Here is a 24659-nt window from a genome sequence, read left to right as displayed (position 1 = left end):
CGTGCGGGTCTTCCGGAGCCACGGGGGTCCTCTCGTAGTTTCCGACGAACGACCCCGTGGCTCCGGCCTGCACGAATCGCCAGTAGAATCCGGCTACGTGACTTCCGCTCCCGCCAAGCCCCGCATCCCGAACGTCCTCGCCGGACGCTACGCCTCCGCCGAGCTCGCCACGCTCTGGTCGCCCGAGCACAAGGTGAAGCTGGAGCGCCGGCTCTGGCTCGCCGTGCTGCGGGCCCAGAAGGACCTGGGCATCGAGGTGCCCGACGCCGCGCTCGCCGACTACGAGCGGGTGCTCGACCAGGTCGACCTGGCTTCGATCGCCGAGCGCGAGAAGGTCACGCGGCACGACGTGAAGGCGCGGATCGAGGAGTTCAACGACCTCGCCGGGCACGAGCACGTCCACAAGGGCATGACCTCCCGCGACCTGACGGAGAACGTGGAGCAGCTGCAGATCCGGCTCTCGCTGGAGCTGGTCCGCGACCGCTCGGTGGCCGTCCTGGCCCGCCTGGGCAAGCTGGCCGGCGAGTACGCCGAGCTGGTCGTGGCCGGTCGCTCCCACAACGTCGCCGCGCAGGCCACGACGCTGGGCAAGCGGTTCGCCACCGCCGCCGACGAGCTGCTGGCGGCGTACGGACGGGTCGAGGAGCTGCTCGGCCGCTACCCGCTGCGCGGCATCAAGGGTCCGGTCGGCACCGCCCAGGACATGCTGGACCTGCTCGGCGGCGACGCCGGCAAGCTCGCCGAGCTGGAGCGGCGGATCGCCGGGCACCTGGGCTTCTCGCAGGCGTTCACCTCGGTCGGCCAGGTCTACCCGCGCTCGCTGGACTACGAGGCCGTCACCGCGCTGGTGCAGCTCGCGGCGGCCCCGTCGTCGCTGGCCAAGACGATCCGGCTGATGGCCGGGCACGAGCTGGTCACCGAGGGGTTCAAGCCGGGCCAGGTCGGCTCGTCCGCGATGCCGCACAAGATGAACACCCGCTCGTGCGAGCGTGTCAACGGCCTGATGGTGATCCTGCGCGGTTACGCGTCGATGACCGGCGAGCTGGCGGGCGACCAGTGGAACGAGGGCGACGTCTCCTGCTCGGTGGTGCGCCGGGTCGCGCTGCCCGACGCGTTCTTCGCGCTGGACGGTCTCCTGGAGACGTTCCTGACCGTGCTCGACGAGTTCGGTGCCTTCCCGGCCATCGTGGCCCGGGAGCTGGACCGCTACCTGCCGTTCCTGGCCACCACCAAGGTGCTGATGGGCGCGGTGCGGGCCGGGGTCGGCCGGGAGGTCGCGCACGAGGCCATCAAGGAGAACGCCGTGGCCTCCGCACTGGCCATGCGCGAGCAGGGCGCCGAGCGCAACGAGCTCCTCGACAAGCTGGCCGCCGACGAGCGGATCCCGCTGGACCGTGGCGCCCTCGACGCGCTGATGGCCGACAAGCTGTCCTTCACCGGTGCGGCGGCCGACCAGGTCGGTGTCGTCGTCGGGCGGATCGAGGAGATCGTCAAGCGGCACCCGGCGGCTGCGGGCTACACCCCCGGGGCCATCCTCTGACCCGCTTCACCCGGGCCGAGCTGGAGGCCGCCCGCGACCGTCTCGTACCGGACGTCGTCGCGGACGGCCTCCGGGTGCTGTTCTGCGGCATCAATCCCGGCCTGATGACGGCGGTGACCGGCCACCACTTCGCCCGGCCCGGCAACCGGTTCTGGCCGGTGCTCCACCTGTCCGGGTTCACCCCGCGGCTGCTGATCCCCTCGGAGCAGGACGAGCTGCCGTCGTACGGGCTCGGGATCACCAACGTCGTGGCGCGGGCCAGCGCGCGGGCCGACGAGCTGACCGCCGAGGAGTACCGGGAGGGCGGGCGGCTGCTGGTCTCCAAGGTCGCGCGGCTGCGGCCCCGTTGGCTGGCCGTGGTCGGTGTCACCGCGTACCGGGCGGCCTTCGACGACCGGCATGCGCGGGTGGGGCCGCAGGAGCGGACGTTCGGCGGCACGCGGGTGTGGGTGCTGCCCAACCCCAGTGGGCTGAACGCGCACTGGACGGCGCAGACGATGGCCGAGGAGTTCGCCCGGCTGCGAGTCGCGTCGGAGACGGAGATGCAGCCGGATACGCAGGCGTAGACGGAGACGCAGGCGCAGGAATGGCCACCTGCTGTGGGCCCGGCCACCGGCTCGGTGGTGGTCACGGCGGGGTGTTCCGCGCGACCACGGCCAGCAGCTGCACCTCGTCCGCCTCGTCCCGGTCGGCGACGGCCACCGCGACCCAGCGGCCGGTGCCCCCGGCCTCCCAGAGGTGGGCCACGCGGGCGCGGGCGCTGAGGTCGGCCCAGGGCTCGGGTATCTCCTCCCGCTCGGTCCGCAGCAGGACCGTCTGCAGGTTCCACGGGAGTGTCTCGCCCCAGCGCGGCGCCAGGCGTTCGAACAGGGCGTCGCGGATCTTCTCGTACTGCTCGACCGTCGCCGCCCGTTCGCCCGGGTCGCCCGAGCGGAGACCGTGACTGCTCTCCAGCACCGCCGTGAAGTGGCCGGGGCCCCCGGTGGTGGCCCCGTCCGGCGGGTCGTGCTCCGCCGGGAAGGGGCGGTGGCACAGCTCGTCGACGAGGGCGATGTGCCGCGCGATGTCCATGCCTCCCAGTAAACCGCCCACCACTGACAATTGGCGGAGCGTCAGCCCGGCTCCGGCTGTCAGGCGTCCCGCGTGCGCAGCCGCCAGGCTCCCGCGACGAGTGCGGCCGCCGTCCACAGCGCGGTCACCGCGAGTCCGCCCCAGGGGCCGAGCAGTCCGTCGTGCGTCTGGTGCAGGACGACCTGGCCGGCCCGGTCCGGCAGGAAGTCGGTGGCGCCGCCGGCCACGTCACCGATGACGAAGGAGACGATGAGGAGGAACGGGATCAGGGTGGCCAGGGTCGCCGCACCGCTGCGGAACAGGGTGGCGAGTCCGGACGCGAGCAGGGCCATCAGCATGAGGTAGAGCGCGCAGCCGACGACCCCGCGCGCCTGCTCGCCGACGCCGAGTCCGTCCGCCGCCGCCCCGAGGCCCGCCCGGGCCGCGACGAGGGCGGCGAACGCGGAGAGCAGCCCCACCGCGAAGACCGGTACGGCGACCGCGACCAGCTTCGCCGCGAACCACCGGCCCCGCCGCGGAACGGCGGCCAGGGAGAGCCGGATGCCGTTGCCCTGGTACTCGGACGACACGGCCGTGGCCCCGAACGCGATCGCCGCGATCTGGCCCGGCGTGACCCCGGACAGGGCCATGAACAGCGGGTCGAAGTCCGGGTCCGAGGTGTCGGAGACCCCGGCCAGCGCGGAGAACGCCGTGGTGGCCGCCAGGACGGCCAGCAGGGTCGCGCACAGCGAGCGCAGGCTGAGGACCTTGAGTGCCTCGGAGCGGAGTACGGGTGCGAAGTACATGGTCAGGCCTCCTGGTGCGGTGCGGAGAACTCGGCCTCGGTGGCCGTCAGATCGAGATAGGCCTGCTCCAGGGTGCCCGCGTCCGAGCTCAGTTCCAGCAGCGGGACCCCGGCATCCGAGAGGGCCCGGCCGATGTCGTCCACGCGCGCGTGGTGCACACTCCAGGAGCCGTCGTCGCCTTCCACGGCGTCGTGTCCGTGCCGCTCGAGGGCGGCTTTCAGGGCGGTGGCGTCCGGGGTGCGGACCCGGACGCGTGGCCGCACGCGCGCGTCGATGAAGTCCCGCATCGGCAGGTCGGCGAGCAGGCTTCCCCGGCCGAGGACCACCAGGTGGTCGGCGAAGGACGCGGTCTCGTTCATCAGGTGGCTGGAGACGAGCACCGTGCGGCCCTCGGCCGCGAGCCGGCGCAGCAGTGCGCGGAGCCAGACGATGCCCTCGGGGTCGAGCCCGTTGGAGGGCTCGTCCAGCATCACCACCTCGGGATCGCCGAGCAGGGCGGCGGCGATGCCCAGCCGTTGGCGCATGCCCATGGAGTACGTCTTCACCCGGCGGCGGGCCACCGACGCGATGCCCGTCTCCTCCAGCACCTCCTCGACCCGGCGCGGTGCGATGCGGTTGCTCGCCGCCAGGACACGGAGGTGGTCCCGCGCGGTGCGCGAACCGTGGGCCGAGTCCGCGTCGAGCAGGGCGCCGACGTGGCGCAGCGGCTCGGCGAGGGTCCCGTAGGGGCGGCCGCCGACGGTGGCGGTTCCGGAGGTCGGCCGGTCGAGGCCGAGCACGAGCCGCATGGTGGTGGACTTGCCGGCGCCGTTCGGACCGAGGAAGCCCGTGACCCGGCCGGGGCTCACCGTGAAGGTGAGGTCGTCGACGGCTCGTCGAGTGCCGTACTCCTTGGTGAGGTTTCGGACGTCGATGCTGGTCATGACAGCAGCGTGCCGCTTCCTGCGGACGGGGACCTCCCCCGCCGGTGGAGACCCGCTCCCCCGCGCGGGGGAGGCGGTCCGCCGACGGCGGCTGGCACGATGACGCGATGGTCCGCCTTCTGCGCCCTCTGGTCCGCGGGACGACGTACACCCGGCTGGTGCACCTGTGGGTGCCGATGCTCGTGTCGAGCCTGTGGGCGCTCATCGACGACACGCGCATGTGGGTGCCCGCGGTGGTGCTGGCGCCGGTCGGGTTGATCCCGGCGGTGCGGACCGGCGAGGGCGTGCAGGCCCGCCTGCTTCTGACGCCCGGCCACGAGGATCCCGCCTTCTCCGTCGCACCGTCCGCGAACCTGCGCGACCGGCTGCGTACGGTGGTGTGGCTGGAGCTGCGCATACTGCTGGGCGGCGCGACCGCGTACGCCTGCGTCTGGCTGCCGATCCTCTCTTTCGGACTGTTCCGGCTCGGTCTCGGCCACCGGGCCGACGGCATACCTCTCCTGCAGGACGCCGCGCCGCACTGGGCGTGGTCGCTTCTCGCACCGCTGCCCGTCCTCGCCCTCTACGGCGCGGTGGTGGCGCTCGGTCTCCTGGCGACGTCGTGGGCCCGCTCGTTCCTCGGGCCCTCCGCCGCGGAACGGCTCGACGCCCTGGAGGAGCGCACCGAGCAGCTGCTCGAACGCACCCGCATCGCGAGCGAGTTGCACGACTCCATCGGCCACGCGCTGACCGTTGCCGTCCTCCAGGCGGGCGCGGCCCGTACGGCGAACAGCCCCGAGTTCACCGACCGGGCCCTGACCGCGATCGAGGAGACCGGCCGGGCGGCGCTGGCGGACCTGGAGCGCGTGCTGGGCGTACTGCGGGAGTCGGAGCGGCCCGTGAGCTCCCGTCCGGCACTCACCGACGCCGACCGGCTCCTGGAGTCGGCCCGCGCTTCCGGGGCCAAGGTCGACGCGGAGGTCACGGGCCCGCTGGAGGGCCTGCCTGGCCCCGTCTCCCGCGAGGGCTACCGCATCCTCCAGGAGGCGTTGACCAATGTGCTGCGGCACGCGGGCGCCGTGCCGGTGCGGGTGCGGGTCGAGGCGTCGGAGGGCGCGCTCGTCCTGGAGGTACGCAATCCGCTGCCCGCTGCCGCCGCCGACGCCGGCCGCGGCAGCGGGCTGCGCGGGATACGTGAGCGGGCGGCGCTGTTGCACGGGCGGGCGCACACGGGACCGGACGGCACCGGCGAGTGGCAGGTACGCGTCGAACTGCCGCTGGGCTGAACTACGCTGGGCGGATGCCGGTCAGAGTGCTGCTCGTCGACGACGAACCGCTGGTGCGTGCGGGGTTGCGGGCCGTGCTGGAGGCGCAGCCGGACATCGAGGTGGCCGGGGAGGCAGCTGACGGGGCGGCGGTCTTGCCGCTGGTGCGGCGGTTGCGTCCCGACGTGGTCGCCATGGACGTCCGGATGCCGCTCCTTGACGGGATCGAGGCGACGCGGGCGCTGCTGCGGACGGTGTCCGACCCGCCGAGGATCCTGGTGGTGACGACGTTCGAGAACGACGAGTACGTGTACGAGGCGCTGCGTGCGGGTGCCGACGGCTTCCTGCTCAAGCGGGCGCGGCCGGCGGAGATCGTGCACGCGGTCCGGCTGATCGCCGAGGGCGAGTCCCTGCTGTTCCCGGCGTCGGTGCGGCGGCTGGCCGCCGAGTACGGCGACGGCGACGGGGGCGGCAACCGCGCGGCCCGCGCGGAGCTGGAGCGGGCGCGGCTGACCGAGCGGGAGGGCGAGGTGCTGCGGCTGATGGCGCGCGGGCTGTCGAACGCGGAGATCGCCGCCCGGCTGGTGGTGGGCACCGAGACGGTGAAGTCGCACGTGAGCGCGGTGCTGGCGAAGCTCGGGGCACGGGACCGCACACAGGCGGTGATCACGGCGTACGAGTCGGGGTTCGTGGCGCCCGGGTGAGGGGTCTGCGGGCGGTCCGGGAGCCGGTCGGCCGGCACTCGCCGGGGTGGGGCGGGCCGAGTACGATCCGCCCCACACGCACGAGCATGGAGGACGGACCTTGGCAGGCCTGACCGGCGGGGATCCGTCGCTGTTGCGCAGGATCAACTCCGCTGTGGTGCTGCACGCGCTGCGTGCGACGGACTCCGCGACGCTGACCGAGATCACCAGGGTGACGGGACTGTCCCGGCCGACCGTCGAGGGTGTGGTCGAGGGGCTGTGCGAGGCGGGCCTGGTGGTCGAGGCGGCCGCCGACGAGGGCACGGCGCGGCGGCAGGGACGGCCCGCGCGGCGGTTCCGGTTCCGGGCGGAGGCCGGGCACCTGCTGGGGCTGGAGATCGGCCCGCACCGCGTCGCCGCGCTCCTGTCCGACCTGGACGGCCGGGTGATCGGCGCGCAGGCCAAGGACGTCGGGGAGAGCGCCCCGGCCGACGAGCGGCTGGAGCGGCTGCGCACGGCCGTCGCCGAGCTGCTGCGCCGGGCCGGTGTCGCCCGGGGTTCGCTGCGGGCCGTGGGGGCGGCTACGCCGGGGATCGTCGAGGCGGGCGGCACGGTACGGCTGGGCACGGCGCTGCCCGGGTGGACGGGCCTGGGGCTGGGCGAGCGGCTGAGCCGTTCCTTCAAGTGCCCGGTGCTGGTGGAGAACGACGCGAACGCGGCGGCGGTCGCCGAGCACTGGAAGGGCGCGGCCACCGACTCCGACGACGTGGTGTTCGTGCTGGCCGGGCTGAGTCCCGGGGCGGGGGCGCTGATCGGCGGGCGGCTGCACCGCGGGTACGGCGGGGCCGCCGGGGAGATCGGCGCGCTGCACCTGCTGGGCCGGGACGTGACGCCGGAGACGCTGCTGTCCACCACGGACCAGCCGCTGCACCCGCTGGACGAGCAGGCGGTGGCCAAGGTCTTCGCCGAGGCCCGGGAGGGTGACCGGCGGGCCCGCGAGGCCGTGGACCGGTTCATCCAGCGGTTGGTGCACGATGTGGCGGCGCTGGTGCTGGCCCTGGACCCGGAGCTGGTCGTCGTGGGCGGCTGGGCGGCGGGGCTGGACGGCGTACTGGAGCCGTTGCGCCGGGAGCTGGCACGGTACTGCCTGCGTCCGCCGCGGGTGGCGCTTTCGTTGCTGGGCGAGGCGGCCGTGGCGACGGGGGCGCTGCGGCTCGCCCTCGACCACGTCGAGGAGGAGCTGTTCGCCGTGGAGGGCGCGACGGCACGCCGCTGACCCGCCACCCGCGGGTGTGTCCGTCCCTGGCCTGCCCGCGGTCGGTCGGGGCGGGTGCAGGTTGAGCCCGGTTCAGATCGAGCCCGGTTCAGGTCGAGTCGGGTCCCGGGCGGGCCTGTGCAGTCGTCCCGGGCGGGCCTGTCCAGTCCCCGGCGGGACGGACCTCAGGCACGGCCCTGACGCGGACGCGTCCCGGGTCGGCCTGCCCAGTTCCCGAGCGGGACGGGCCTGGGCGTTGCCCTCGCACGACGGATCCCGGGTCGGCCTGCCGATTGCCGATCGGGGCAGGTCCCGGGCGGGACGGGCTCTGCGGGGAAGCGGCGGCGTCCGCCACGTCTGCCACGGCCCGCCGGCCGGCCAGGCCGCGCGGGTCAGGACACGCGAGTCAGGACGCGCGGGTCTCGGGGCCGTCGTGGTGTATCTCGACGTCGCCCTGGTCGCCGAACGTCAGCCGGCAGGTGTCCGCGCGGTAGGTGGCGACGGAGAGCGCGGCGGTGCGGCCCTCGGCGAGGTAGCGGGTGGTGACGACGAGGACGGGGGCGCCGGGGAGGCGGTCGAGTTCCTTGGCGTCGTCGGTACCGGCCGAGCCCAGCTCGACGGCGTTCTCCCGCCGCTCCAGGGCGCCGCGCTGGAGCTCGCGCAGCACGGCACGCGCGCGTGCGGGGCCGGCCGGGGCGTCGATGGCGGGGAGGCCGGGCACCGAGGCCGGCGGTACGTACAGCAGTTCCGCGGCGACGGGCTGGCCGTGGGTCACGCGCGAGCGGCGGACGGTGTGGACGGGCTCGTCGCGGCCCGTGCCGAGGGCGTCGGCGACGGCCGCGGGCGGGGCGGCGAGGTCGCAGCCGGCCGCTTCCCAGGCCTCGTCGTCCGCTCCCGGCCAGACCTGCTGTCCGCTGCCGACGGCCACGCCGACGCGCGGCGGGGCGACGGTCGTGCCCACGCCCCGGCGGCGCTGCAGCCTGCCCTCCAGTTCGAGCTGCTCCAGGGCCTGGCGGAGGGTCGCGCGGGCGACGCCGAAGCGGGCGGCGAGGTCGCGCTCGTTGGGCAGGATCTCGCCCACCGAGAACTCCGAGTCCAGGGCCTCGCTGAGAACGGTCCTGAGGTGCCAGTACTTCGGTTCCGGCACCGATTCCAGCTGCGTGGTCCCCACCCTGTCCTCCGCAATCGCCGTGGTCCGGCGGCGTTTTGACGCCCTTGTTTATTAAAGGTTGTTGCAGTTCTCTGCGACCATAAAACGGCTCGGACCCTTGGTCAAGACCAATCCCGTGACGGCACGGCCCCGGACCACCGTCACGGGACGGGACCGGGTCCGTACAAGGAGGGACTACGGAGGGGTTCGAAGGGACGCGGAAGGGGGTGCGGAGGGCGGCGCCCGCGGTCAGGCCCAGGCGGCCAGGGAGAGCAGCTTGTCGGGGTTGCGGACGATGTACACCGCCTGGACGCGCCCTTCGGACACGTCGAGCTGGAAGACGGAGTCGGGCCTGCCGCCCGCCAGGAAGAGCAGGGCGGGACCGCCGTTGAGTTCCAGGAAGCGGTGAGTGAGGTCCGGGACGCCCTTCCGTGCGGCACCCCGCAGGAAGCGGGCCACCTTGTCGGCGCCCTCCAGCTCGCGCAGCGGCGCCTTGGACTTGCCGCCGCTGTCGCCCACCAGCCGGACGTCCGGCGCGAGGAGCTCCATCAGGGCGTCGAGGTCTCCCCCGGCCGCGGCGGCGAGGAAGCGTTCGGTGAGGTCGCGGCGCTGTGCCGGGTCGACGTCGTAGCGGGGCCGTCGCTCGTCGACGTGCCTGCGGGCGCGTCCGGCGAGCTGGCGCACCGCGGGCTCGCCGCGCTCCAGCATCGCGGCGATCTCCGCGTACGGGTAGCCGAAGGCCTCCCTGAGCACGAACACCGCCCGCTCCAGCGGCGACAGCGACTCCAGGACGACGAGGACCGCGAGCGACACCGAGTCGGCGAGGACGGCCTGTTCGGCGGTGTCGGGCACGGCGTCCCCGAAGTGGGTGACGCAGGGTTCGGGCAGCCACGGGCCGACGTACGTCTCGCCGCGCGCCCTGATCTGGCGCAGCCGGTCGACGGCGAGGCGGGTGGTGACGCGCACCAGGTAGCCGCGGGGTGCGCGGACGGCGGACCGGTCGGCGCCGGACCAGCGCAGCCACGCCTCCTGGACCACGTCCTCCGCGTCGGCCAGGCGGCCCAGCATGCGGTAGGCGACCCCGAGCAGGACGGGGCGGTGCTCCTCGAAGACGTCGGCCGCGATGTCGGTGGTCACCGTTCCATCCCAGCGGACGCGTGTGCCGGTGTCCAGGCGGTGTCGCGGCGATGTCGCACACAACCGGCGCCGGGGGCTACCCGTCGGTAGCTCTTGCTGACAGTCTGTCTACGCGATGCCGTCTCCGTCCGCGTGCTCCGCGTTGCCGGCGACGCGCGCACCCGTCCGCGCACCCGTCCGCGCACCCGACAAGGAGCCCCATGTCCGCGACGCTCTCCTTCACGGCCCCCACCGAGCACGGTCCGCACGACCTCACGCTCGCCTACGCGCGCGTGGGCACCGGCGAGCCGCTGCTCCTGCTGCACGGCATAGGCCACCACCGGCAGGCCTGGGACCCGGTGGTGGACATCCTCGCCACCGAACGCGAGGTGATCGCCGTGGACCTGCCGGGTTTCGGTGAGTCCGCCGCACTGCCGCCCGGTCTCCCGCACGACCTCGGGACGACCAGTGCCGTGCTCGGCGCGTTCTGCGCCGGACTGGGCCTGGACCGGCCGCACGTGGCGGGCAACTCACTGGGCGGCCTGCTGGCCCTGGAGCTCGGCCGGACCGGGCTGGTGCGGTCGGTGACCGCGCTCTCCCCGGCCGGCTTCTGGACGCAGGCGGAGCGGCGCTACGCCTTCGGCGTCCTGACCGGAATGCGCCGCACCGCCCGGGGTCTGCCACTGCCCCTGGTCGAGCGGCTGTCCCGTACGGCGCTCGGCCGCACCGCGCTGACCAGCACGATCTACGCGCACCCCGGTCGCCGTTCCCCCGAGGCCGTGGTCGCCGAGACCCTGGCCCTGGCACGCGCGGAGGGGTTCGCCGAGACGCTGCGGGCCGGACGGAGCGTGCTCTTCACCCACGACGTCCCGGGGATCCCGGTGACCGTGGCGTGGGGCAGCCGGGACCGGCTGCTGCTGCCCCGGCAGGGGATACGCGCCAAGCGCACCGTCCCGGAGGCCCGCCTGGTGCGGCTGCCCGGCTGCGGTCACGTGCCCATGAACGACGATCCGGCCCTGGTGGCCCGTGTGCTCCTGGACGGCAGCCGCGCTCAGGAGGCGAGCGCCGCGAGCACCTCCTTCAGCACGGTCGGGTTGTAGGGCATGCTCGCGTGCGGCGTGTGGTCCTCGGGGTCGATGTCCTGCAGCACGATGTTGTTGACGTGGTGGCCCTCGGCCGGTTCGAGGGCGCAGGACGTGTACGGGGTGACCACGTCGTCGTAGCGGGTGGCGATGACGGTGTGCCGGACGCCCTCCGTGGTCTCGCCCAGGTCGGCGAGTTCGCGCTGGAAGGGGTGATCGTGCTGGAGCTGCGGCCAGGCCGGCACCACCTCCCCGACCGCGCCCTGTTCGAGGAGTTCGACCGCTCCGGGGATCTGACGCGCGAGGTTCAGCAGGCCCTGTGCGGTGACGCCGTGGTTGCTGGGGGCGATGCCCACGAAGTTGTGGACCTTGGGACCGCCGCCCAGCGCGTTCAGGTAGTAGCGCGGCAGCATGCCGCCCTGTGAGAAGCCGACGAGGTCGACCTGCTGGGCGCCGGTGCGCCGCAGCACCTCGTCGACGAAGTCGGCGAGCTGCCGCGCGGAGTGCTTGATGTCGCCGAGGCCGAAGATCACCGGGTTGCCGTGCTGGCCGTAGTCGACGCGGAAGACCCGGTGTCCGTGCTGCCGCAGCAGCGGGACGGCCGAGGTCCAGGTGTAGCCGCGGTTGCCGAAGGTGCCGTGCACGAGCACCACGGGGCGCGGATGCTCCTCGGTCGCGGGGACGTTCCAGTCGTCCTCCCCCGCCTGTACGTCGACGGTGGTGATGACCTGGGCGCCGACGGCCTGTGCGAGGCCGGCCAGCCGGTGCGGGGCTTCGGTGAGGTCCGTGGTGACGTCCTCGGAGTTGAGCCCCGGGATGCGGGGGCTGAGGCTGCTCACGACGATCTCCCTGTCGTTGGGGACAGCCGGTCGGGGTGGCCGACGGGCTGGGTCGGACTCCTCAGTCTTGCGTCCGTCGAAACGCGCAACGATCCCTCTCCCGAGGGAAAGATTTACCTCCATCGGGTCATTGGGGTCCGTCCTTTCGAATGCGTCGTGCGGCTCGTCGGGCCGTGACGCCCCGGAGCACCCGTACGTACCAGCCGTACCGGACGGGACGGGCGGCCCGCCCCGCGAGGGCCCGCTCGGCACACTCCAGGACGTGCCCGAACACCGCGTCGTGCAGCGGCCGGACGGCGACGGGCCAGGCCAGCCAGCGCCAGCCGTAAGGACGGACGACCAGCGTGTGGCGCAGTACGCTGCGTCCCGCACCCAGGCCTTCGACGCTGAATTCGTGGAAGCCGTCGAATCCTTCGGGCCCGGTGAAGCGGAACCGGACCCAACGCCCCGGCACGTAGTGGCTGACCACGTAGCAGACCGGTCCATGCCTGCCGGGCACGCCGACCGCGAGCGGTCCCTCGAAACGCAACTCCGGCCAGCCGGGGGGCCACAGACGGTCGTCCTCCCCGCCGAGCGAGTCGATCAGGGCACCCACGCGCTCGGGCGGGGCGGGCAGCGGGCGTTCGTGCACGTTCAGCAAGGCGATCACGGAGGCCAGCCTGCCCGGTGCCCCGTCCGCCGCAACTCCGCCGAACGGGGCGCCTGGTGAAGCACGCCCCGAGCGCGTTCGGCGGATCGTGCGCCGTAGTCCGCGCGCCAACGCGCGGGCGGAGTCCGGACGTTGTGCGTGGGGGGTGTGACAGCGTCCGAGCGTAAGGACACATGAGACGCCGGGCTGCCGGAAGCAGGCGGCCGGCGCGGCTCGCAGCGAGAGGGGGACATCGTCATGGCCACAGGGTCCGAGGAGCCCGAGTCCGGTGACGGCGGCGCGAGTTGGCCCGCCGTACCGCCCCAGGAGCTGCCCGGGACCTGGCAGCCGCTGCTGGGGCGTCCCGCCCTGGCGGAGCTGCTCGACCACCCGCTGGCGGGTGCGGCGCTCACGCGAATGCGCCGGCTGCCGCCTCCGGTGGCGGTGCACTCCCTGCGTACGTTCCTGCTGGCCGACGCCTGTGCGCGGGCCGGCGGGACCGCGTACGACCGGGTCGGACTGCTGGCCGCGGCGACGTTCCACGACGCCGGGCTGGTGGGCCGGACGCGGATCGGTCGCGGCGGATTCCCCGCCAGGTCCGCGGAGTTGCTCGACCGCTTCCTCGCCGCCCACCAGGTGGGCGAGGCGCGGCGAGCGGCGCTGACCCGCGCGGTGCGCGAGCACATGCGGCCGTTTCCCCCGCGCGACGCCGGGCCCGAAGTGCGGCTCCTGCACTTCGGCGCGTGGCTCGACGTCACCGGGCGCGGCGAGCGGCTCGTGCCGGGCGACCGGCGCCGGCTGTCCGACCTGGCGCCCACTCCCTGGTTCGCCGTCTCCTTCTCCGCCCGGGTGGCGGCCTGCGGGCTGCGCCGGGTGCTGCCCGCTCCCCCGGCCGCCCGCCGATGAGCCCCGGAACCGGGCAGTTCGCACTTCCCGTCGCGAAAGGAACCGCAGACATGCAAGAGGACCCGCGTGTTTTCGATGTCGCCGTCGTCGGTGGCGGCATCGGCGGGACGATGCTGGGGGCCATTCTGGCGCGCCACGGTGTACGCGTCCTGCTGCTCGAGGGCAGCGGTCACCCCCGCTTCGCCATCGGAGAGTCCACCGTCCCCGAGACCACGTTCGGCCTGCGGGTGCTCGCCCGCCGCTACGGCGTTCCGGAGATCGAGCACCTGGCCACCAACGGGGCGCTGCGCCGTCACGTGTCGTCGAACTGCGGGGTCAAGCGGAACTTCAGCTTCGTCTACCACCGGGAGGACGAGCCGACCCGGGCCGACGAGTGCACGCAGTACCCCACCTGGGGTCCGCCGCTCGGCCCCGACTCGCACTACTTCCGGCAGGACGTGGACGCCTACATGTTCCACGTCGCCGTGTCCTACGGCGTCACCGCCCACACCCACACCATGGTCGACGACGTGAAGTTCGAGGAGGACGGCGCGACCCTCGTCACCCGCGACCGGGGCAGCTTCCGGGCCTCGTACGTGGTCGACGCCGGCGGGATGCGGGCGGTGCTGCCCGAGCGGCTCGGGCTCCGGCAGGAACCGCCGTACCGCACCCGCTCGCGCACGGTCTTCACGCACATGGTGGACGTGCGCCCCTTCGACACCGTGGCGCCCCCGCGCGAACAGCACCGCATGCCCAGCCCGTTCAGCCAGGGCACGCTGCACCACATGTTCCGCGGCGGGTGGCTGTGGGTCATCCCCTTCGACAACCAGTCGACGAGCACGAGCGAGCTGTGCAGCGTCGGGCTCAACCTCGACCTCGACCACTACCCGCGCCCGGACGACGTCTCGGCGGAGGACGAGTTCTGGCAGCACATCCGCCGGTTCCCCAGTGTGGCACGGCAGTTCGAGCGGGCGCGGGCCGTGCGGCCGTACGTGTCCACCGACCGCACCCAGTTCGCCTCGCAGAAGGTGGTCGGCGACCGCTGGTGCCTGCTGCCGCACGCCAGCGACTTCATCGATCCGCTCTTCTCCAGCGGACTGGCGGTCACGGTGATGGCGCTCAATGCGCTGGGCCACCGGCTGATCGACGCCGTGCGCCAGGACGACTTCGACACCTCCCGGTTCGCCTACCTGGACCACTGGACCAAGCGCATGTTCCGGTTCTACGACGACCTGGTGTCCTGCAGCTACATCTCGTTCGACGACTTCGACCTGTGGAACGCCTGGAACCGGGTGTGGACCATCACCACGCTGTACGGCACCAACGCCCAGAACCAGGCCGCCGTGGCGTACGAGAAGACCCACGACCCCGCGTGCTTCGACCGGCTGGAACTCCCGCCCTACCGGGGGCTGCAGGGCGTCGACAACCCGTGGGTGGAACGGCTTTTCGACCAGTCCAGGGACGCGGTGCTCGCCTACCGGGCGGGCGAGTCGACGAAGGAGCGGACGATCGACCGCATCTACGAACTGCTGCGCGAGAGCGAACTGTGCCCGGCGGTGTGGGGCACCCTCGACCCGGAGGACCGCTGCCCCTCCGGGGTGTTCACGCTGTGGCCGCTGATGAAGATCCTGCTGTGGGGCAGGTACCGCTCGCCGCGGCACGTCCGCGGGACCTACTTCACCGGCGGAGCGCGGATGGTGGGCCGGGAGGCCGTCGAGGCGTACACCACGGAACTGCGCGCCGGCAGGCTCCAGGTGCACCAGACCGTGCGGGACATGTGGTTCAACTGGAACCGCGACTGGGCCCGCCGTCCGGCGCCGCGGAAATGACGGGGCAGAATCATTCCTGCCGACCCGTGGAGGCACACATTCCGGTTTGCCGCTCCGAGGCCTCGGGTAGGAAAACCACATGGCCGACGACTAGAAAGTCGACCGCGGTTCTCCCTGCTCAATCCGAGAGACAACGGGCTGCAATCCACAATGGTGCGACATTCCACCTGCCAATCGCCCGCTGAATGCTCCTGGGAAGACATCTTCCAGCATCAGGACCGCCTCATGCGGTTGGTTCGGCGAAGACTGCCGAGTCTCCAGGACGCCGAGGACTGCGTCCAGGAGACCATGGCCCGCGCAGCCGCCCACACCACGTTGGACAGGAACCGGCTCGGTGCCTTTCTGACGTCCGTGGCGCTCCGCCTCTGCATCGACTTCTACCGCGAGATGGACCGGCGCAGCAGACTTCTGCAGCGCGCGGCTCCCCTGGACGCCTTCGGCACCACCGAGGAGGACGTCTGCGACGAGGACTTCGGCAGATGGCTGCTGGGTCAGGTACAACACCTGCGGGGGCGGGAACAGGAGGTCATACTCGCCCGCGCCAAGGGAATTTCCACAGCGGAATTCGCCCGCATGCACAACATCTCCGTCAAGGCGGCCGAAGCCGCTTTCACCCGTGGCCGAGCACGGCTCAAGAACGCGTGCACCAAGGCCCTCGAAGGCTGCCTCAAGTAATTCAGCAGCCATTTCGGACAGCATCGTCCCGCATTCAGTCTCCGCACGGAAAAGAAACGGAAAGGGACCCCACCCATGTCCAACAACAAAAACATCCAGGACATCTTCAAGGACCTTGTCGGCGATATGGCCGACAGTGGGAAGACCGCCTTCGACGAGATGCTCAACCGTCCGGACAAGCCCGGCTCCTCCGGCTCCGGCAATCCCGTCGACGCTCTGGCCGGGCTGCCCGCGAACGCGCTGGGCGCGCTGGCCGGCGCCGTCAACCCCGCGACCGCGCTGGCGGGCGCGGCCAATCCGCTGGCGGCCCTCGCGGGCAACCCGCTGGCGGCGCTGGGCCCGGGCGCCGCGGGCCAGTTGGGCAACATCGCGGGTATGGCGCAGAACCCGCTGGCCGCGCTCACCGGGGGCGCGGGCGCCAACCCGCTCGCCGCGGTCGCGGGCGCGGCCAACCCGCTGGCCGCGCTGGGCGGGGCCGGGAACCCGCTCGCGGCGCTGGGCGGCGCCGCCAACCCGCTCGCCGCGTTCGGCGGCGCGGCCGGTGCGCTCGGCGGACTGGGCCAGCTCGCCGGCGGCCTCGGGCACGCGGCGGGCGGGGTGGGCGACCTGATGTCGCTGCCCACCCAGCTCACCCAGCTGCTCCAGGTGCTGCCCAAGCTCATCGAGGCGCTCCAGGGCCTGCAGAACCTCACCAACCTCCCGGCCCAGGCCGGGCAGCAGGGCCTCGCGGCGCTCCAGGGCCTGACGGGGCAGCAGCAAGGCGGCGGACAGTCCCAGGGCGGACAGTCCTCGTCGTCGACCTGACCGTCCGTGCCACCGTCCCGTCCGGCCTGCGCCGGCCGCCCGGACTGCGCGGACTGCGCGGACTGCGCGGTCGAACGCGCCGGCCGCCGTCCGGCATCCGGATCCCTGACCGAGGAGGATCACTCACGATGACGTCTGTCGTCGGCGACCGGCTGCGTCTCGTGGTCAAGGTCCTGGGCAGCCTCGTCGCCGACGAGGTCGGGCAGGCGACACGCCTGCGCAGACGCGCGCGACGGGACACGCGCTCCCCGGCGGAGGACACCGACTCCTCCGCCGGGTCCGGCGCCGGGGCGGAGCAGCGCCGGGCCCGGGCGGTGCGCCAGGCACTGGAGAGCCTCGGTCCCTTCTACGTGAAGCTGGGGCAGATCCTCTCCACCCGCCCCGACATGGTCCCGCCGTCGATCCGCGAGGAGTTGCAGAACCTGCACGACCAGGTGGACGTCCAGCCGTTCTCGGTGTTCGAGCCGGTGCTGGCGCGGGACCTCGGACCGGACTGGAAGCTGCGCTTCGACGACGTCGAGACCGTCGCCCCGCTCGGGGCGGCGTCCCTCGCCCAGGTCTACCGGGTGACGCTGCCCGGCGGACGTCCGGCCGTGGTGAAGATCCAGCGGCCCGGCATCCGCGAGGGCGTGCTCGCCGACATGGCCCTGATGCGCCGGGCGTCGAAGATCGTGGCCCGCGTGGCGCCCCGGTTCAACGAGGTCATCGACATCGAGGCGATGCTCGGATCCGTCTTCGACGCGATGGAGCCGGAGCTGGACTTCAACGGCGAGGCCCGCAACATGGACGAGGCCCGCGGCCACATCAGGTCCTTCCGCTCGCTGGAGGTGCCCCGGGTCCTGCACGCCAGTCCCCGGGTCCTCGTCCAGTCCCTGGCCGGCGGGAAGTCGGTGCGGCACATCGACCGCGCCCACTTCACCGACGACGAGCGGATCGAGATCGGCAAGGACCTGCTGCGCTTCATGTACCACGGGTACTTCGTGCACCGCTTCTTCCACGCCGATCCGCACGCGGGCAACGTCTTCGCCGCGCCCGGCGGGCCCGCGACGCTGATCGACTGGGGCATGGTGGGCCGTCTGGACCGGCGCACCAGCCTGCAGCTGCTGCCGCTGTTCATGACGCTGGCCCAGAACGACGGTGCCGGACTGGCCCAGCACTGGGCGGAGATGGGGCGGCTGACGCCGTGGGCCAACATGCCCGCGTTCGCCGCCGACATGGCCGCCTTCGTGCCGAAGGTCTCCCATCTGTCCCTGGAGGACATGAACTTCGGCGTCTCGCTCACCACGGTGCTGGCCAAGGCGACCAAGCGGGGCATCGGTTCGCCGCCCGCGGTCTCGCTGCTCGGCAAGTCGTTCGCGAACCTGGACGGCTCGGTGCGCTGCCTGGCGCCCGAGATCACCCTGCCCGAGGTGTTCCAGGGCGAGGTGCCGAAGATCCTCTTCGCGCTGGGCCGTGAGTTCCTCGGCCGCAACCAGTTCGCCCGCAACTCCATGGAGCTGCTGCTGGCCGCCGTCACCAGCCCCGAGCAGGCCCGCGGGGTGCTGTCGGACATCGCCAACCGCCAGTTCGCGCTGAACATCCACGAGCCGCGGACACCCCCCTCGATGGGCGGCCAGCGTCCCACCCGGCCCTCCGGCGGGCTGCTGGCCCTGGGCGCGCTGGCGGTGCTGCTCGGCCGCCGCCGCTCCCCCTGACCGAACGGCCGCGCACAGCCGCCGCTCCCCCGACCGAACGGTCGCGTTCCGTCCGCCGCTCCGGGCCCACCCGCCCGTCGCCGACGGGCCGCACCGCCAGGCTCCCGTGACTCCCCTCGACGCTCGCCGACTTCCTCGACTTCCTCGACTTCCTCGACACGGAGGTTTCCCATGCCGGACACCACACCGCCCGAGTCCCCGCCCGCGCCGGGATCCCCTCTGCCGGACGGGCTCTCCCGCGTCGCCCTGTGGACCGCGGCCGCCCACGCCCGGGAGTACGCCCGCGCCGCGCCGTACGTCCGCGATCCGTGGGCCGCCGACTTCCTGAGCGCGGCCGGCTTCGCCCCGGGCCCTCCGGGCGACGGCCCGCTCCAGCGGCTGCTGCCGGACTGGGCCGTGGTGCGCACCCGCTTCTACGACGAGCACCTGGTGGCCGCGGCCCGCTCGGGCTGCCGTCAGGTGGTACTGCTCGGCGCCGGTCTCGACACGCGCGCCTTCCGCCTCGACTGGCCCACCGGCACGCATGTCTTCGAGGTCGAGGACCCGGCGCTGCTGACCTTCAAGGAGCACGTGCTCGGCTGGGCGGCGCCCACCTGCGGACGGCGCAGCAGCGTGGGCGCCGATCCGGCCGGCGCGTGGCGCGAGCAGTTGCTCGCGGCGGGGCTGGATCCGCGCCGGCCCACCGCGTGGCTGTGCGAGACGCACCTGTACCACCTCCGGCCCCGCACGGTGGAGTCCGTCGTCGGCACGGTCACGGAACTCTCCGCGCCCGGCAGCACCTTCGGCGCCGAGTGCGTGAACGCCGAGGCGGCGTCGTCCGCGTTCGTGGCGCCGTTCCTGGAGGCGCTGTCGGCCACCGGGATCTCCTGGCACTGGCAGCTCGCCGACCCGGAGGGCTGGTGGGCGGAGCACGGCTGGGACGCGCGGGTCGCGGACCTGTTCACGCTGCCGTACGTCGTCCAGCGGCTCGCGCCGTACCTGCCGCTGGTGTCCGAGGCGGCGGCCAAGTGCGTGTTCCTGACGACGGCAGCCCTGGCGGAGTCGCCCCACTGAGCACGCGCGCCGTACGACGTGCAGGGCCCCCGGACGCCGCGTCCGGGGGTCCTGCCGTGCCGTTGCGGCCGCTGAGGGCCGTTACGGCTGTTACGGCTGTTCCAGCTCCAGCAGCGCCGCGAGCCACAGGTCCGGCAGTTCGTCGGCGGTGGTCAGCGCCTCGTCGTGGATCACCGCGAGGCAGGCCGTGTCGTGCTGGCTCGTCAGCGTGACCAGGCAGCGGATCCCGGCGCCGAGCCCGGACCAGACGACGGCCCGGCGCGCGGCGTCGCCCTGGTGGACGAGGGCGTTGCCGAAGTTGACGCTGCTCACCGGCCCCGCCACGGACCGGCCGTTGACCAGCCGGGTGCCGACCCGGGCGCCGACCCCGCGCGGACCGGCCGTCAGCATCGGCCGCAGGGACTCGCGCAGCCGGCCGGTGCGCATGCCGTCGGTACGGGCGACCACCCGGCTCAGCGCGTGCCGGGACGACGGCGCGTCGCAGGGCAGCAGGACGCGGGCGACGACGATCCGGTTGCCGGGCGCACACTCCTCACCGGGGGCACGTACCGACATCGGGACGGCGACCGGCAGCGGCGGGTGGGCCGAGCCGGTGTTCTTGCGGTGCCAGGTGCCCACCGCGTGGGCGAGCGCGGCGAGGAACACGTCGTTGACGGTGGCGCCGTGCGCCCGGCCCACGGCCCGCAGCCGGGCGACCGGGACGACGGTCTGGCAGATGCCGGTCCGGCCGCTGACCGGTACGTCGAAGCCGGGCTTGTCGCTGCCGCGGAAGGAGGCCGCGACACCGCCGACGGCGCTCGCGAGGCCGCGCAGGGCGGGGCGGCCGCCGTGGTAGGCCGGTGGTCCGCCCGCGGGGTCGTCGTCGAGCAGGGCCCGGGCGGTGTGTGCGGCTCCGACACCGTCCTGGAAGGTGTGGTCGGTGCGGTAGCACAGGCTGTACTCGCCGCCGGGGCCGTGCACGAGCCACACGTCCCAGGGCGGCCTGTCGTCGCCGCCGGTCGGACGGGCCAGCATCAGCCGTCCGGCTCCCGTGCCGTCGTCGTCGCCGGGCAGCCGCGCCTCGTGCACGTGCCGCGCCACGTCGATCCGCTCGACCCGGGAGAAGGCGCGGCTCTCCCGGTCGATCCGGTAGCGCAACGCCGGGATGCGGTGGGCGCGTTCGGCGACCCGGGCGCGTACGGACGCGAGCGTGGGCGCGATGCCGGAGAACGCGAACAGGAATCCGGCCGGCAGCGGTTCGCCGCGCATGGCCAGCTGGTAGGCGAGGTCGGCGGTACCCATGGGCACCGACGCCGGCGGTGTGCCGTCGGTGCCGAGGTGGGGGGCGTGCATCGAGGGCCTCTCTGTCGGTCCGCCCGTCCCGTCGGTCCGCTCGACGGCGGGACCGGCGGTCGGGGGACCATCGCAGTCGGTGACAGGACAATGACTACCCGTAGCGGGGCCGTGGCTGTGGGTGGCGAAACCATGGCTACTGTGCCGAGCGTTGCCGATCAGCACGCATGCCGCGCGACACGCCCGAGCGTGTCCACGTATCCGCGCACGAGGACCCTGCCGGGGCCGTCCACCGGCAGGCGCGGGGCCCGGGAGCGGTGCCACGGCAGTGGTTCGCCGGGTTCCGGCTCGCCCAGCAGGGCCGCGGCCACATGGGCGCCGTGGGCCACCGACAGGGCCAGGCCGTGTCCGCAGCAGCCGCCGATGAACCAGACGTCGGGGAAGCCGTGGACCGGACCGACCACCGGCAGGTCGTCGCCGGTCATGCCGATCCGGCCGGACCACCGGTGGGTGACCCGGATGCGCGCGAGATCGGGGTGGAGAGCACGCAGCCACCCCTCCAGGCGGGCCCAGGCGCGCTCGCGCAGGGCCTGGAGCCGGGGTGCGGAGAGCCCTGCCGGGACCCCCGCGGTGCCGCCGCCCGCGACGAGCCCCCGGTCCGGGAGCAGCCGGAAGTAGGGCGCCAGCGGCACGGCGTCGACGACCGCGTGTCCCGCGCGCCCGCCCAGGGCGTCGTACGCGCCGGGGCTCAGCGGCTCGGTGGCGACGGCGTACACCTCCAGCGGAAGGACCGTGCCGACCGGCAGTTCCAGCGCCCGTGCCGCGGAGTTGACGGCCAGTACCGCCTGCCCGGCGTAGAGCCGGCCGTGCGGCAGGACCAGTTCGGGTCCGACCAGGTCGCCGGGGCGCAGCGCGAGCAGCGGGCTGCGGCCGTAGAACCGTACGCCCTTGTCGGCGCAGGCCCGGGCGAGGGCGCAGGTCAGGGCGGCCGGGTCGAGGGTGGCGGCGGGACGGTGCAGCAGCGCGGCCCGGTAGGGCACTCCGACGCGCGCGCGGATGCCGGCCGGGGAGAGCACCGGGACGTCCAGGCCGAGTTCGCGGCAGGCGCGGGCCTGGTGGGCGAGCGCCACCAGGCCCGCGGGCGAGCGGGTGGCCATCAGCTGGTCGCCGGTCCGCAGCCCGCAGGGCACGTCGAGCCGGGCGCACAGGCCGAGGACGTCCCGCACCGCCCGTTCGCTCGCCCGGTGCATCCGGCGCGCGGTGCGGGGGCCGAAGCGGCGCACCGCGCGGTCGAGGGCGGGGCCGGCCCGTGGGCCGAGCAGGCCGGTGCCGCGGCCGCTGGCCCCGGCGGCGGGACGCTCGGCGTCCACCACGGCGATGTCGAGGCCGGGGGCGCGTTCCGCCAGGTGGTAGGCGCACGACAGTCCGGCCAGGCCGGCCCCGACGACGGCCACGTCCGCCGTGACGACGCCCTGCAGTTGGGGCTGGGGCGGCAGCTCCGCCGTGGCCCAGTACGGCATTCCGGCCGGCTGCCCGGTCATCCGGCGGCGCCCGGCACCGGCCCGGTCAGCGCGCCGAACCGGCGGTCGTGCCACAACAGCGGGCGCCCGGCGCCGACATGGACGGCCGCGACCCGGCCGACGACGAGGTGGTGGTCGCCGTAGCGGCGCACGTCCTCGGTGAGGCACACGGACCAGGCGAGCGCCCCGGCCAGCACGGGGACGCCGAGGACCTGACGGGTCTCGGTGCCGGCGAACCGCTCGGCCGCGGTCGTCGTCGGTGAGGCGAACCGGCCCGCCAGGTCCTGCTGTTCCTCCCGCAGCAGGTGCACGGCGAAGGTCCGGCGGGCCCGGACGGCGGCGAGGGTGCGGGAGCCGTCGCGCAGACAGGCCAGGAGCAGCGGCGGCCGGGCGGAGAGCGAGGTGACGGCGGAGACCGTCATGCCGAGCGGGCCTTCCTCGCCCCGGGCGGTCACCACGGTCACCCCGGCGGCCAGTTTGGCGTACAGGCCGAGGCAGCGGGCCGCGCCGGGACCGGGTTCCTCGTACAGCCCCTCGGCGGGCGGGGGCGCGGTCGCCGTGCGGTCAGCCACGAGCCGCAGCCGCGTGTTCATCGATCACCTCCGCGTCCGCCAGACCCTGCAGCACGCGGGCGATGTTGGTGCGCACCGTGGACTCGGCGACCGGGTCGAGGATCTCGGCCAGCGAGGGGATGCCGAGGTCGAAGGCGGCGGTGAACACCACGAGGGTGCCGCTGCCCCGCGCCTCGCAGCGCCAACTGCCCTCGAAGGTCTGGAAGTCGCCGCTGAGCTGCTCGAAGGCGAGGGAGTGCGTCTTCGGCGAGTAGGTGTCGCGCTCCCGCCAGCGCATCAGTCCGCCGCGGAACTCCACGGTCCAGTCCGAGACCGTGGAGCCGTCGGGCAGCGGCGGCTCCACGCGCACCTCGCGGAAGACGTCGCTGTACTCGGGGTAGCGGACGAAGTCGCTGATGCGGTGGTAGACGTCGGCGGGTGCCAGGCCCTCGGCGAGGGCGTGCAGGACCACGTGGCGCATGTGCGTTCGGTTCCTTCCGAAGGGACGTTTCGAAGGGACGTTTCGAAGGGGCGTTTCGAAGGGGCGTTTCGAAGGGGCGTTTTCGACGGAGCGTTTCGAAGGGGCGTTTCGACGGGGCGTTCAGCCGGACATCCGGTCGGCCGTGCTGCGCAGGGCCTCGGCGAGGGTGGTGAGGAACAGGTCGAGCGCGGTGTCCTCGACCACGGCCGGCGGGGTGAGCCGCAGGACGCGGGTGGAGTTGAGGGAGTGGTTGACGAGGACCCCGCGGGCGATCAGCTCCAGCAGGAGTTCGCCGACGGCCTGTTCCTCGGCGAACTCGATGCCGATCAGCAGTCCCCGTCCGCGCACCTCACGGACCAGGCCGCCCTTGTGGGGCGCGCACACGTCCCGTACGGCGGCCAGGACGCGCAGCCCGAGCGCCGCGGCGCGGGCCACGGTGTTCTCCTCCTCCATCGCCCGTACGGTGGCCAGCGCGGCGGCGCAGGCGATCGGGGAGGCCCCGAAGGTGGAGGTGTGCAGGTAGGGGTCGCGGCTGAAGGGTGCGTAGGCCTCGGCGGTGGCGGCCATCGCGGCGATCGGTACGACACCGCCGCTGAGCCCCTTGCCGGCCAGCAGCACGTCCGGCGACACCTCCTCGGCGTCCACTCCCCACCAGGTGCCGAGGCGCCCCATGCCGGTCTGGATCTCGTCGACGACCATCAGGGCGCCGTACGCCCGGCACAGCGCGCGCACCTGGCGGAGGTAGCCGGGGCGGGGGATGCGGACGCCGCCCTCTCCCTGGACGGGTTCGACGATGACGCAGGCCCGGTCGCGGCGGGCGGCCAGCGCCTGTTCGAGGTCGGCCGGGTCGTCGTAGGCGACCTGGGTGACGTCCGGGAGCAGGGGCTGGAAGGGTGTCTGGTAGGTGGCGTTGGCGGTGACGCTGAGCGCGCCGAGCGTCTTGCCGTGGAAGCCGCGGCGGGTGGTGATCACCGAGGTGCGTCCGTGGGCGCGGGCGAGTTTGAGGGCGGCCTCGGTGGCCTCGGCGCCGGAGTTGACGAAGTGGACGTAGTCGACGCCGGGCGGGGTGTGGGCGGCCAGGGCCTGCGCGGCGCGGGCCGCGACGGGTTCCAGGAAGACGCGGCTGGCCAGCGGGTGGGTGTCGATCTGCCGGTGCACGGCCTCGACGACGGCCGGGTGGCGGTGGCCCAGGATGAACACGCCGTAGCCGCCGAAGTCCAGGAAGCGGCGGCCGTCGTCGGCTTGGATCCAGGTGCCCTCGGAGCGCACCTCGGCCATGCCGCCCATCACCCGGCCCATGACGGCGCGACCGGAGCCGATGTGCTTCAAGTAGAGGTCGACGATGTCGGGCCGGTCGGCTGAGGCACCCCGGCCGCCGTCGGGCGGGCCGCCCCGGCTGCGCCCGGGCGGGAGGTCCCGGCCGCGGTCCTGCCCGGCGGCCCGGTCGGGGGCGGCGGCCCGGTGGGGCGCGGTGGCCCGGCCGGGGGTGGCGGCATCCTCGGCGGTGGGGGCCTGGTCGGGCGCTGCGGCGCCACCGGTCGGCGCGGTCGCGGCGGCCGGGTGGGCCGAGGCGCCGCGA

24 protein-coding genes are annotated in these 24659 nt (G+C 73.7%); 12 read left to right on the top strand and 12 right to left on the bottom strand.

Going from position 1 to position 24659, the window contains the following annotated elements; genetic code table 11:
• Positions 1–97: 97 nt before the first annotated feature.
• Together purB and mug are read left to right on the top strand one after the other, a co-directional pair.
• Positions 98–1540, top strand: a complete 1443-nt coding sequence (purB, locus tag HZS56_RS02645) for an adenylosuccinate lyase (RefSeq protein ID WP_216719001.1) — start codon at positions 98–100, stop codon at positions 1538–1540.
• Positions 1537–2106: a G/U mismatch-specific DNA glycosylase gene (gene mug / locus HZS56_RS02640; RefSeq protein WP_216719040.1), complete on the top strand. Its 570-nt coding sequence runs from the start codon at positions 1537–1539 to the stop codon at positions 2104–2106. The genes purB and mug overlap by 4 nt, the downstream gene beginning before the upstream one ends.
• A gap of 61 nt (positions 2107–2167) precedes the next feature.
• On the opposite strand, the gene HZS56_RS02635 is transcribed toward mug, so the two are convergent.
• Genes HZS56_RS02635 through HZS56_RS02625 form a run of 3 tightly spaced genes read right to left on the bottom strand, consistent with a single transcriptional unit; the run spans position 2168 to position 4319 of the window.
• Positions 2168–2611 carry a hypothetical protein gene (locus HZS56_RS02635; RefSeq protein ID WP_216719000.1) on the bottom strand — a complete coding sequence of 148 codons (444 nt, stop codon included), beginning with the start codon at positions 2609–2611 and terminating at the stop codon, positions 2168–2170.
• A gap of 59 nt (positions 2612–2670) precedes the next feature.
• Positions 2671–3396 carry an ABC transporter permease gene (locus tag HZS56_RS02630; RefSeq protein ID WP_216718999.1) on the bottom strand — a complete coding sequence of 242 codons (726 nt, stop codon included), beginning with the start codon at positions 3394–3396 and terminating at the stop codon, positions 2671–2673.
• Positions 3397–3398: 2 nt separating this feature from the next.
• Positions 3399–4319: an ABC transporter ATP-binding protein gene (locus HZS56_RS02625; RefSeq protein WP_216718998.1), complete on the bottom strand. Its 921-nt coding sequence runs from the start codon at positions 4317–4319 to the stop codon at positions 3399–3401.
• 107 nt (positions 4320–4426) lie between these two features.
• Here HZS56_RS02625 and HZS56_RS02620 point away from each other — a divergent pair, with 107 nt between their 5' ends.
• The 3 genes from HZS56_RS02620 (at position 4427) to HZS56_RS02610 (ending at position 7522) form a co-directional block, all read left to right on the top strand.
• Positions 4427–5584 (top strand): sensor histidine kinase, encoded by a 1158-nt coding sequence (locus tag HZS56_RS02620; RefSeq protein ID WP_216718997.1) that lies wholly within the window; start codon positions 4427–4429, stop codon positions 5582–5584.
• Between the two features lie 14 nt (positions 5585–5598).
• Positions 5599–6267: a response regulator transcription factor gene (locus HZS56_RS02615; protein WP_216718996.1), complete on the top strand. Its 669-nt coding sequence runs from the start codon at positions 5599–5601 to the stop codon at positions 6265–6267.
• A 100-nt stretch (positions 6268–6367) separates the two neighbouring features.
• On the top strand, positions 6368–7522 hold the full coding sequence (locus HZS56_RS02610) for an ROK family transcriptional regulator (protein ID WP_216718995.1): 1155 nt from the start codon (positions 6368–6370) through the stop codon (positions 7520–7522).
• Positions 7523–7907: 385 nt separating this feature from the next.
• Here HZS56_RS02610 and HZS56_RS02605 read toward each other — a convergent pair whose 3' ends face one another.
• Both HZS56_RS02605 and HZS56_RS02600 read right to left on the bottom strand, forming a co-directional pair.
• A complete protein-coding gene (locus HZS56_RS02605) occupies positions 7908–8672 on the bottom strand; it encodes a GntR family transcriptional regulator (protein WP_216718994.1) in 765 nt (254 codons plus the stop codon).
• Between the two features lie 228 nt (positions 8673–8900).
• Entirely contained in the window at positions 8901–9788 is an 888-nt protein-coding gene (locus tag HZS56_RS02600) for an RNA polymerase sigma-70 factor (protein ID WP_216718993.1), read from the bottom strand.
• A gap of 200 nt (positions 9789–9988) precedes the next feature.
• Here HZS56_RS02600 and HZS56_RS02595 point away from each other — a divergent pair, with 200 nt between their 5' ends.
• Positions 9989–10867 carry an alpha/beta fold hydrolase gene (locus HZS56_RS02595; protein WP_216718992.1) on the top strand — a complete coding sequence of 293 codons (879 nt, stop codon included), beginning with the start codon at positions 9989–9991 and terminating at the stop codon, positions 10865–10867.
• On the opposite strand, the gene HZS56_RS02590 is transcribed toward HZS56_RS02595, so the two are convergent.
• Positions 10819–11688, bottom strand: a complete 870-nt coding sequence (locus HZS56_RS02590) for an alpha/beta fold hydrolase (RefSeq protein WP_216718991.1) — start codon at positions 11686–11688, stop codon at positions 10819–10821. The genes HZS56_RS02595 and HZS56_RS02590 overlap by 49 nt on opposite strands.
• Before the next feature lie 127 nt (positions 11689–11815).
• Complete coding sequence (locus HZS56_RS02585; RefSeq protein ID WP_308407962.1) at positions 11816–12337, bottom strand: SRPBCC family protein; 522 nt, start codon at positions 12335–12337, stop codon at positions 11816–11818.
• Positions 12338–12574: 237 nt separating this feature from the next.
• On the opposite strand from HZS56_RS02585, the gene HZS56_RS02580 reads away from it, so the two are divergent.
• From HZS56_RS02580 to HZS56_RS02555, 6 genes are all read left to right on the top strand, one after another.
• Positions 12575–13222, top strand: coding sequence for an HD domain-containing protein (locus HZS56_RS02580; RefSeq protein WP_216718990.1), 648 nt, complete (start codon positions 12575–12577; stop codon positions 13220–13222).
• Positions 13223–13272: 50 nt separating this feature from the next.
• A complete protein-coding gene (locus tag HZS56_RS02575) occupies positions 13273–15030 on the top strand; it encodes an NAD(P)/FAD-dependent oxidoreductase (protein ID WP_216718989.1) in 1758 nt (585 codons plus the stop codon).
• Positions 15031–15180: 150 nt separating this feature from the next.
• Complete coding sequence (locus tag HZS56_RS02570; RefSeq protein ID WP_301542969.1) at positions 15181–15705, top strand: RNA polymerase sigma factor; 525 nt, start codon at positions 15181–15183, stop codon at positions 15703–15705.
• A 75-nt stretch (positions 15706–15780) separates the two neighbouring features.
• A complete protein-coding gene (locus tag HZS56_RS02565; protein WP_216718988.1) occupies positions 15781–16509 on the top strand; it encodes a hypothetical protein in 729 nt (242 codons plus the stop codon).
• Positions 16510–16637: 128 nt separating this feature from the next.
• Positions 16638–18203: an ABC1 kinase family protein gene (locus HZS56_RS02560; RefSeq protein ID WP_216718987.1), complete on the top strand. Its 1566-nt coding sequence runs from the start codon at positions 16638–16640 to the stop codon at positions 18201–18203.
• Between the two features lie 171 nt (positions 18204–18374).
• Positions 18375–19256, top strand: coding sequence for an SAM-dependent methyltransferase (locus tag HZS56_RS02555; protein ID WP_216718986.1), 882 nt, complete (start codon positions 18375–18377; stop codon positions 19254–19256).
• A gap of 90 nt (positions 19257–19346) precedes the next feature.
• Here HZS56_RS02555 and HZS56_RS02550 read toward each other — a convergent pair whose 3' ends face one another.
• From HZS56_RS02550 to HZS56_RS02530, 5 genes are all read right to left on the bottom strand, one after another.
• Entirely contained in the window at positions 19347–20588 is a 1242-nt protein-coding gene (locus HZS56_RS02550) for a wax ester/triacylglycerol synthase domain-containing protein (protein ID WP_216718985.1), read from the bottom strand.
• 158 nt (positions 20589–20746) lie between these two features.
• Positions 20747–22069, bottom strand: coding sequence for an NAD(P)/FAD-dependent oxidoreductase (locus tag HZS56_RS02545; RefSeq protein WP_216718984.1), 1323 nt, complete (start codon positions 22067–22069; stop codon positions 20747–20749).
• Positions 22066–22641 (bottom strand): flavin reductase family protein, encoded by a 576-nt coding sequence (locus HZS56_RS02540; protein WP_216718983.1) that lies wholly within the window; start codon positions 22639–22641, stop codon positions 22066–22068. The genes HZS56_RS02545 and HZS56_RS02540 overlap by 4 nt, the downstream gene beginning before the upstream one ends.
• Positions 22613–23080 carry an aromatase/cyclase gene (locus HZS56_RS02535; RefSeq protein WP_216718982.1) on the bottom strand — a complete coding sequence of 156 codons (468 nt, stop codon included), beginning with the start codon at positions 23078–23080 and terminating at the stop codon, positions 22613–22615. Before HZS56_RS02535 ends, HZS56_RS02540 begins: the two co-directional genes overlap by 29 nt.
• 120 nt (positions 23081–23200) lie before the next feature.
• A complete protein-coding gene (locus tag HZS56_RS02530; protein ID WP_308407964.1) occupies positions 23201–24424 on the bottom strand; it encodes an aspartate aminotransferase family protein in 1224 nt (407 codons plus the stop codon).
• Between the last annotated feature and the right edge of the window lie 235 nt (positions 24425–24659).

It is taken from the genome of Streptomyces mayonensis, assembly GCF_018982965.1.
Lineage (GTDB): Bacteria > Actinomycetota > Actinomycetes > Streptomycetales > Streptomycetaceae > Streptomyces > Streptomyces mayonensis.
This window is presented reverse-complemented; position numbering and strand designations above follow the sequence as displayed.

Coding starts and splice junctions, on each gene's coding strand:
- HZS56_RS02555 (WP_216718986.1), top strand. CDS start 18,375: ATGCCGGACACCACACCGCCCGAGTCCCCGCCCGCGCCGGGATCCCCT.
- HZS56_RS02630 (WP_216718999.1), bottom strand. CDS start 3,396: ATGTACTTCGCACCCGTACTCCGCTCCGAGGCACTCAAGGTCCTCAGC.
- HZS56_RS02620 (WP_216718997.1), top strand. CDS start 4,427: ATGGTCCGCCTTCTGCGCCCTCTGGTCCGCGGGACGACGTACACCCGG.
- HZS56_RS02615 (WP_216718996.1), top strand. CDS start 5,599: ATGCCGGTCAGAGTGCTGCTCGTCGACGACGAACCGCTGGTGCGTGCG.
- HZS56_RS02565 (WP_216718988.1), top strand. CDS start 15,781: ATGTCCAACAACAAAAACATCCAGGACATCTTCAAGGACCTTGTCGGC.
- HZS56_RS02570 (WP_301542969.1), top strand. CDS start 15,181: ATGGTGCGACATTCCACCTGCCAATCGCCCGCTGAATGCTCCTGGGAA.
- HZS56_RS02550 (WP_216718985.1), bottom strand. CDS start 20,588: ATGCACGCCCCCCACCTCGGCACCGACGGCACACCGCCGGCGTCGGTG.
- HZS56_RS02580 (WP_216718990.1), top strand. CDS start 12,575: ATGGCCACAGGGTCCGAGGAGCCCGAGTCCGGTGACGGCGGCGCGAGT.
- HZS56_RS02595 (WP_216718992.1), top strand. CDS start 9,989: ATGTCCGCGACGCTCTCCTTCACGGCCCCCACCGAGCACGGTCCGCAC.
- HZS56_RS02635 (WP_216719000.1), bottom strand. CDS start 2,611: ATGGACATCGCGCGGCACATCGCCCTCGTCGACGAGCTGTGCCACCGC.
- HZS56_RS02535 (WP_216718982.1), bottom strand. CDS start 23,080: ATGCGCCACGTGGTCCTGCACGCCCTCGCCGAGGGCCTGGCACCCGCC.
- HZS56_RS02545 (WP_216718984.1), bottom strand. CDS start 22,069: ATGACCGGGCAGCCGGCCGGAATGCCGTACTGGGCCACGGCGGAGCTG.
- HZS56_RS02540 (WP_216718983.1), bottom strand. CDS start 22,641: ATGAACACGCGGCTGCGGCTCGTGGCTGACCGCACGGCGACCGCGCCC.
- HZS56_RS02625 (WP_216718998.1), bottom strand. CDS start 4,319: ATGACCAGCATCGACGTCCGAAACCTCACCAAGGAGTACGGCACTCGA.
- HZS56_RS02575 (WP_216718989.1), top strand. CDS start 13,273: ATGCAAGAGGACCCGCGTGTTTTCGATGTCGCCGTCGTCGGTGGCGGC.
- HZS56_RS02560 (WP_216718987.1), top strand. CDS start 16,638: ATGACGTCTGTCGTCGGCGACCGGCTGCGTCTCGTGGTCAAGGTCCTG.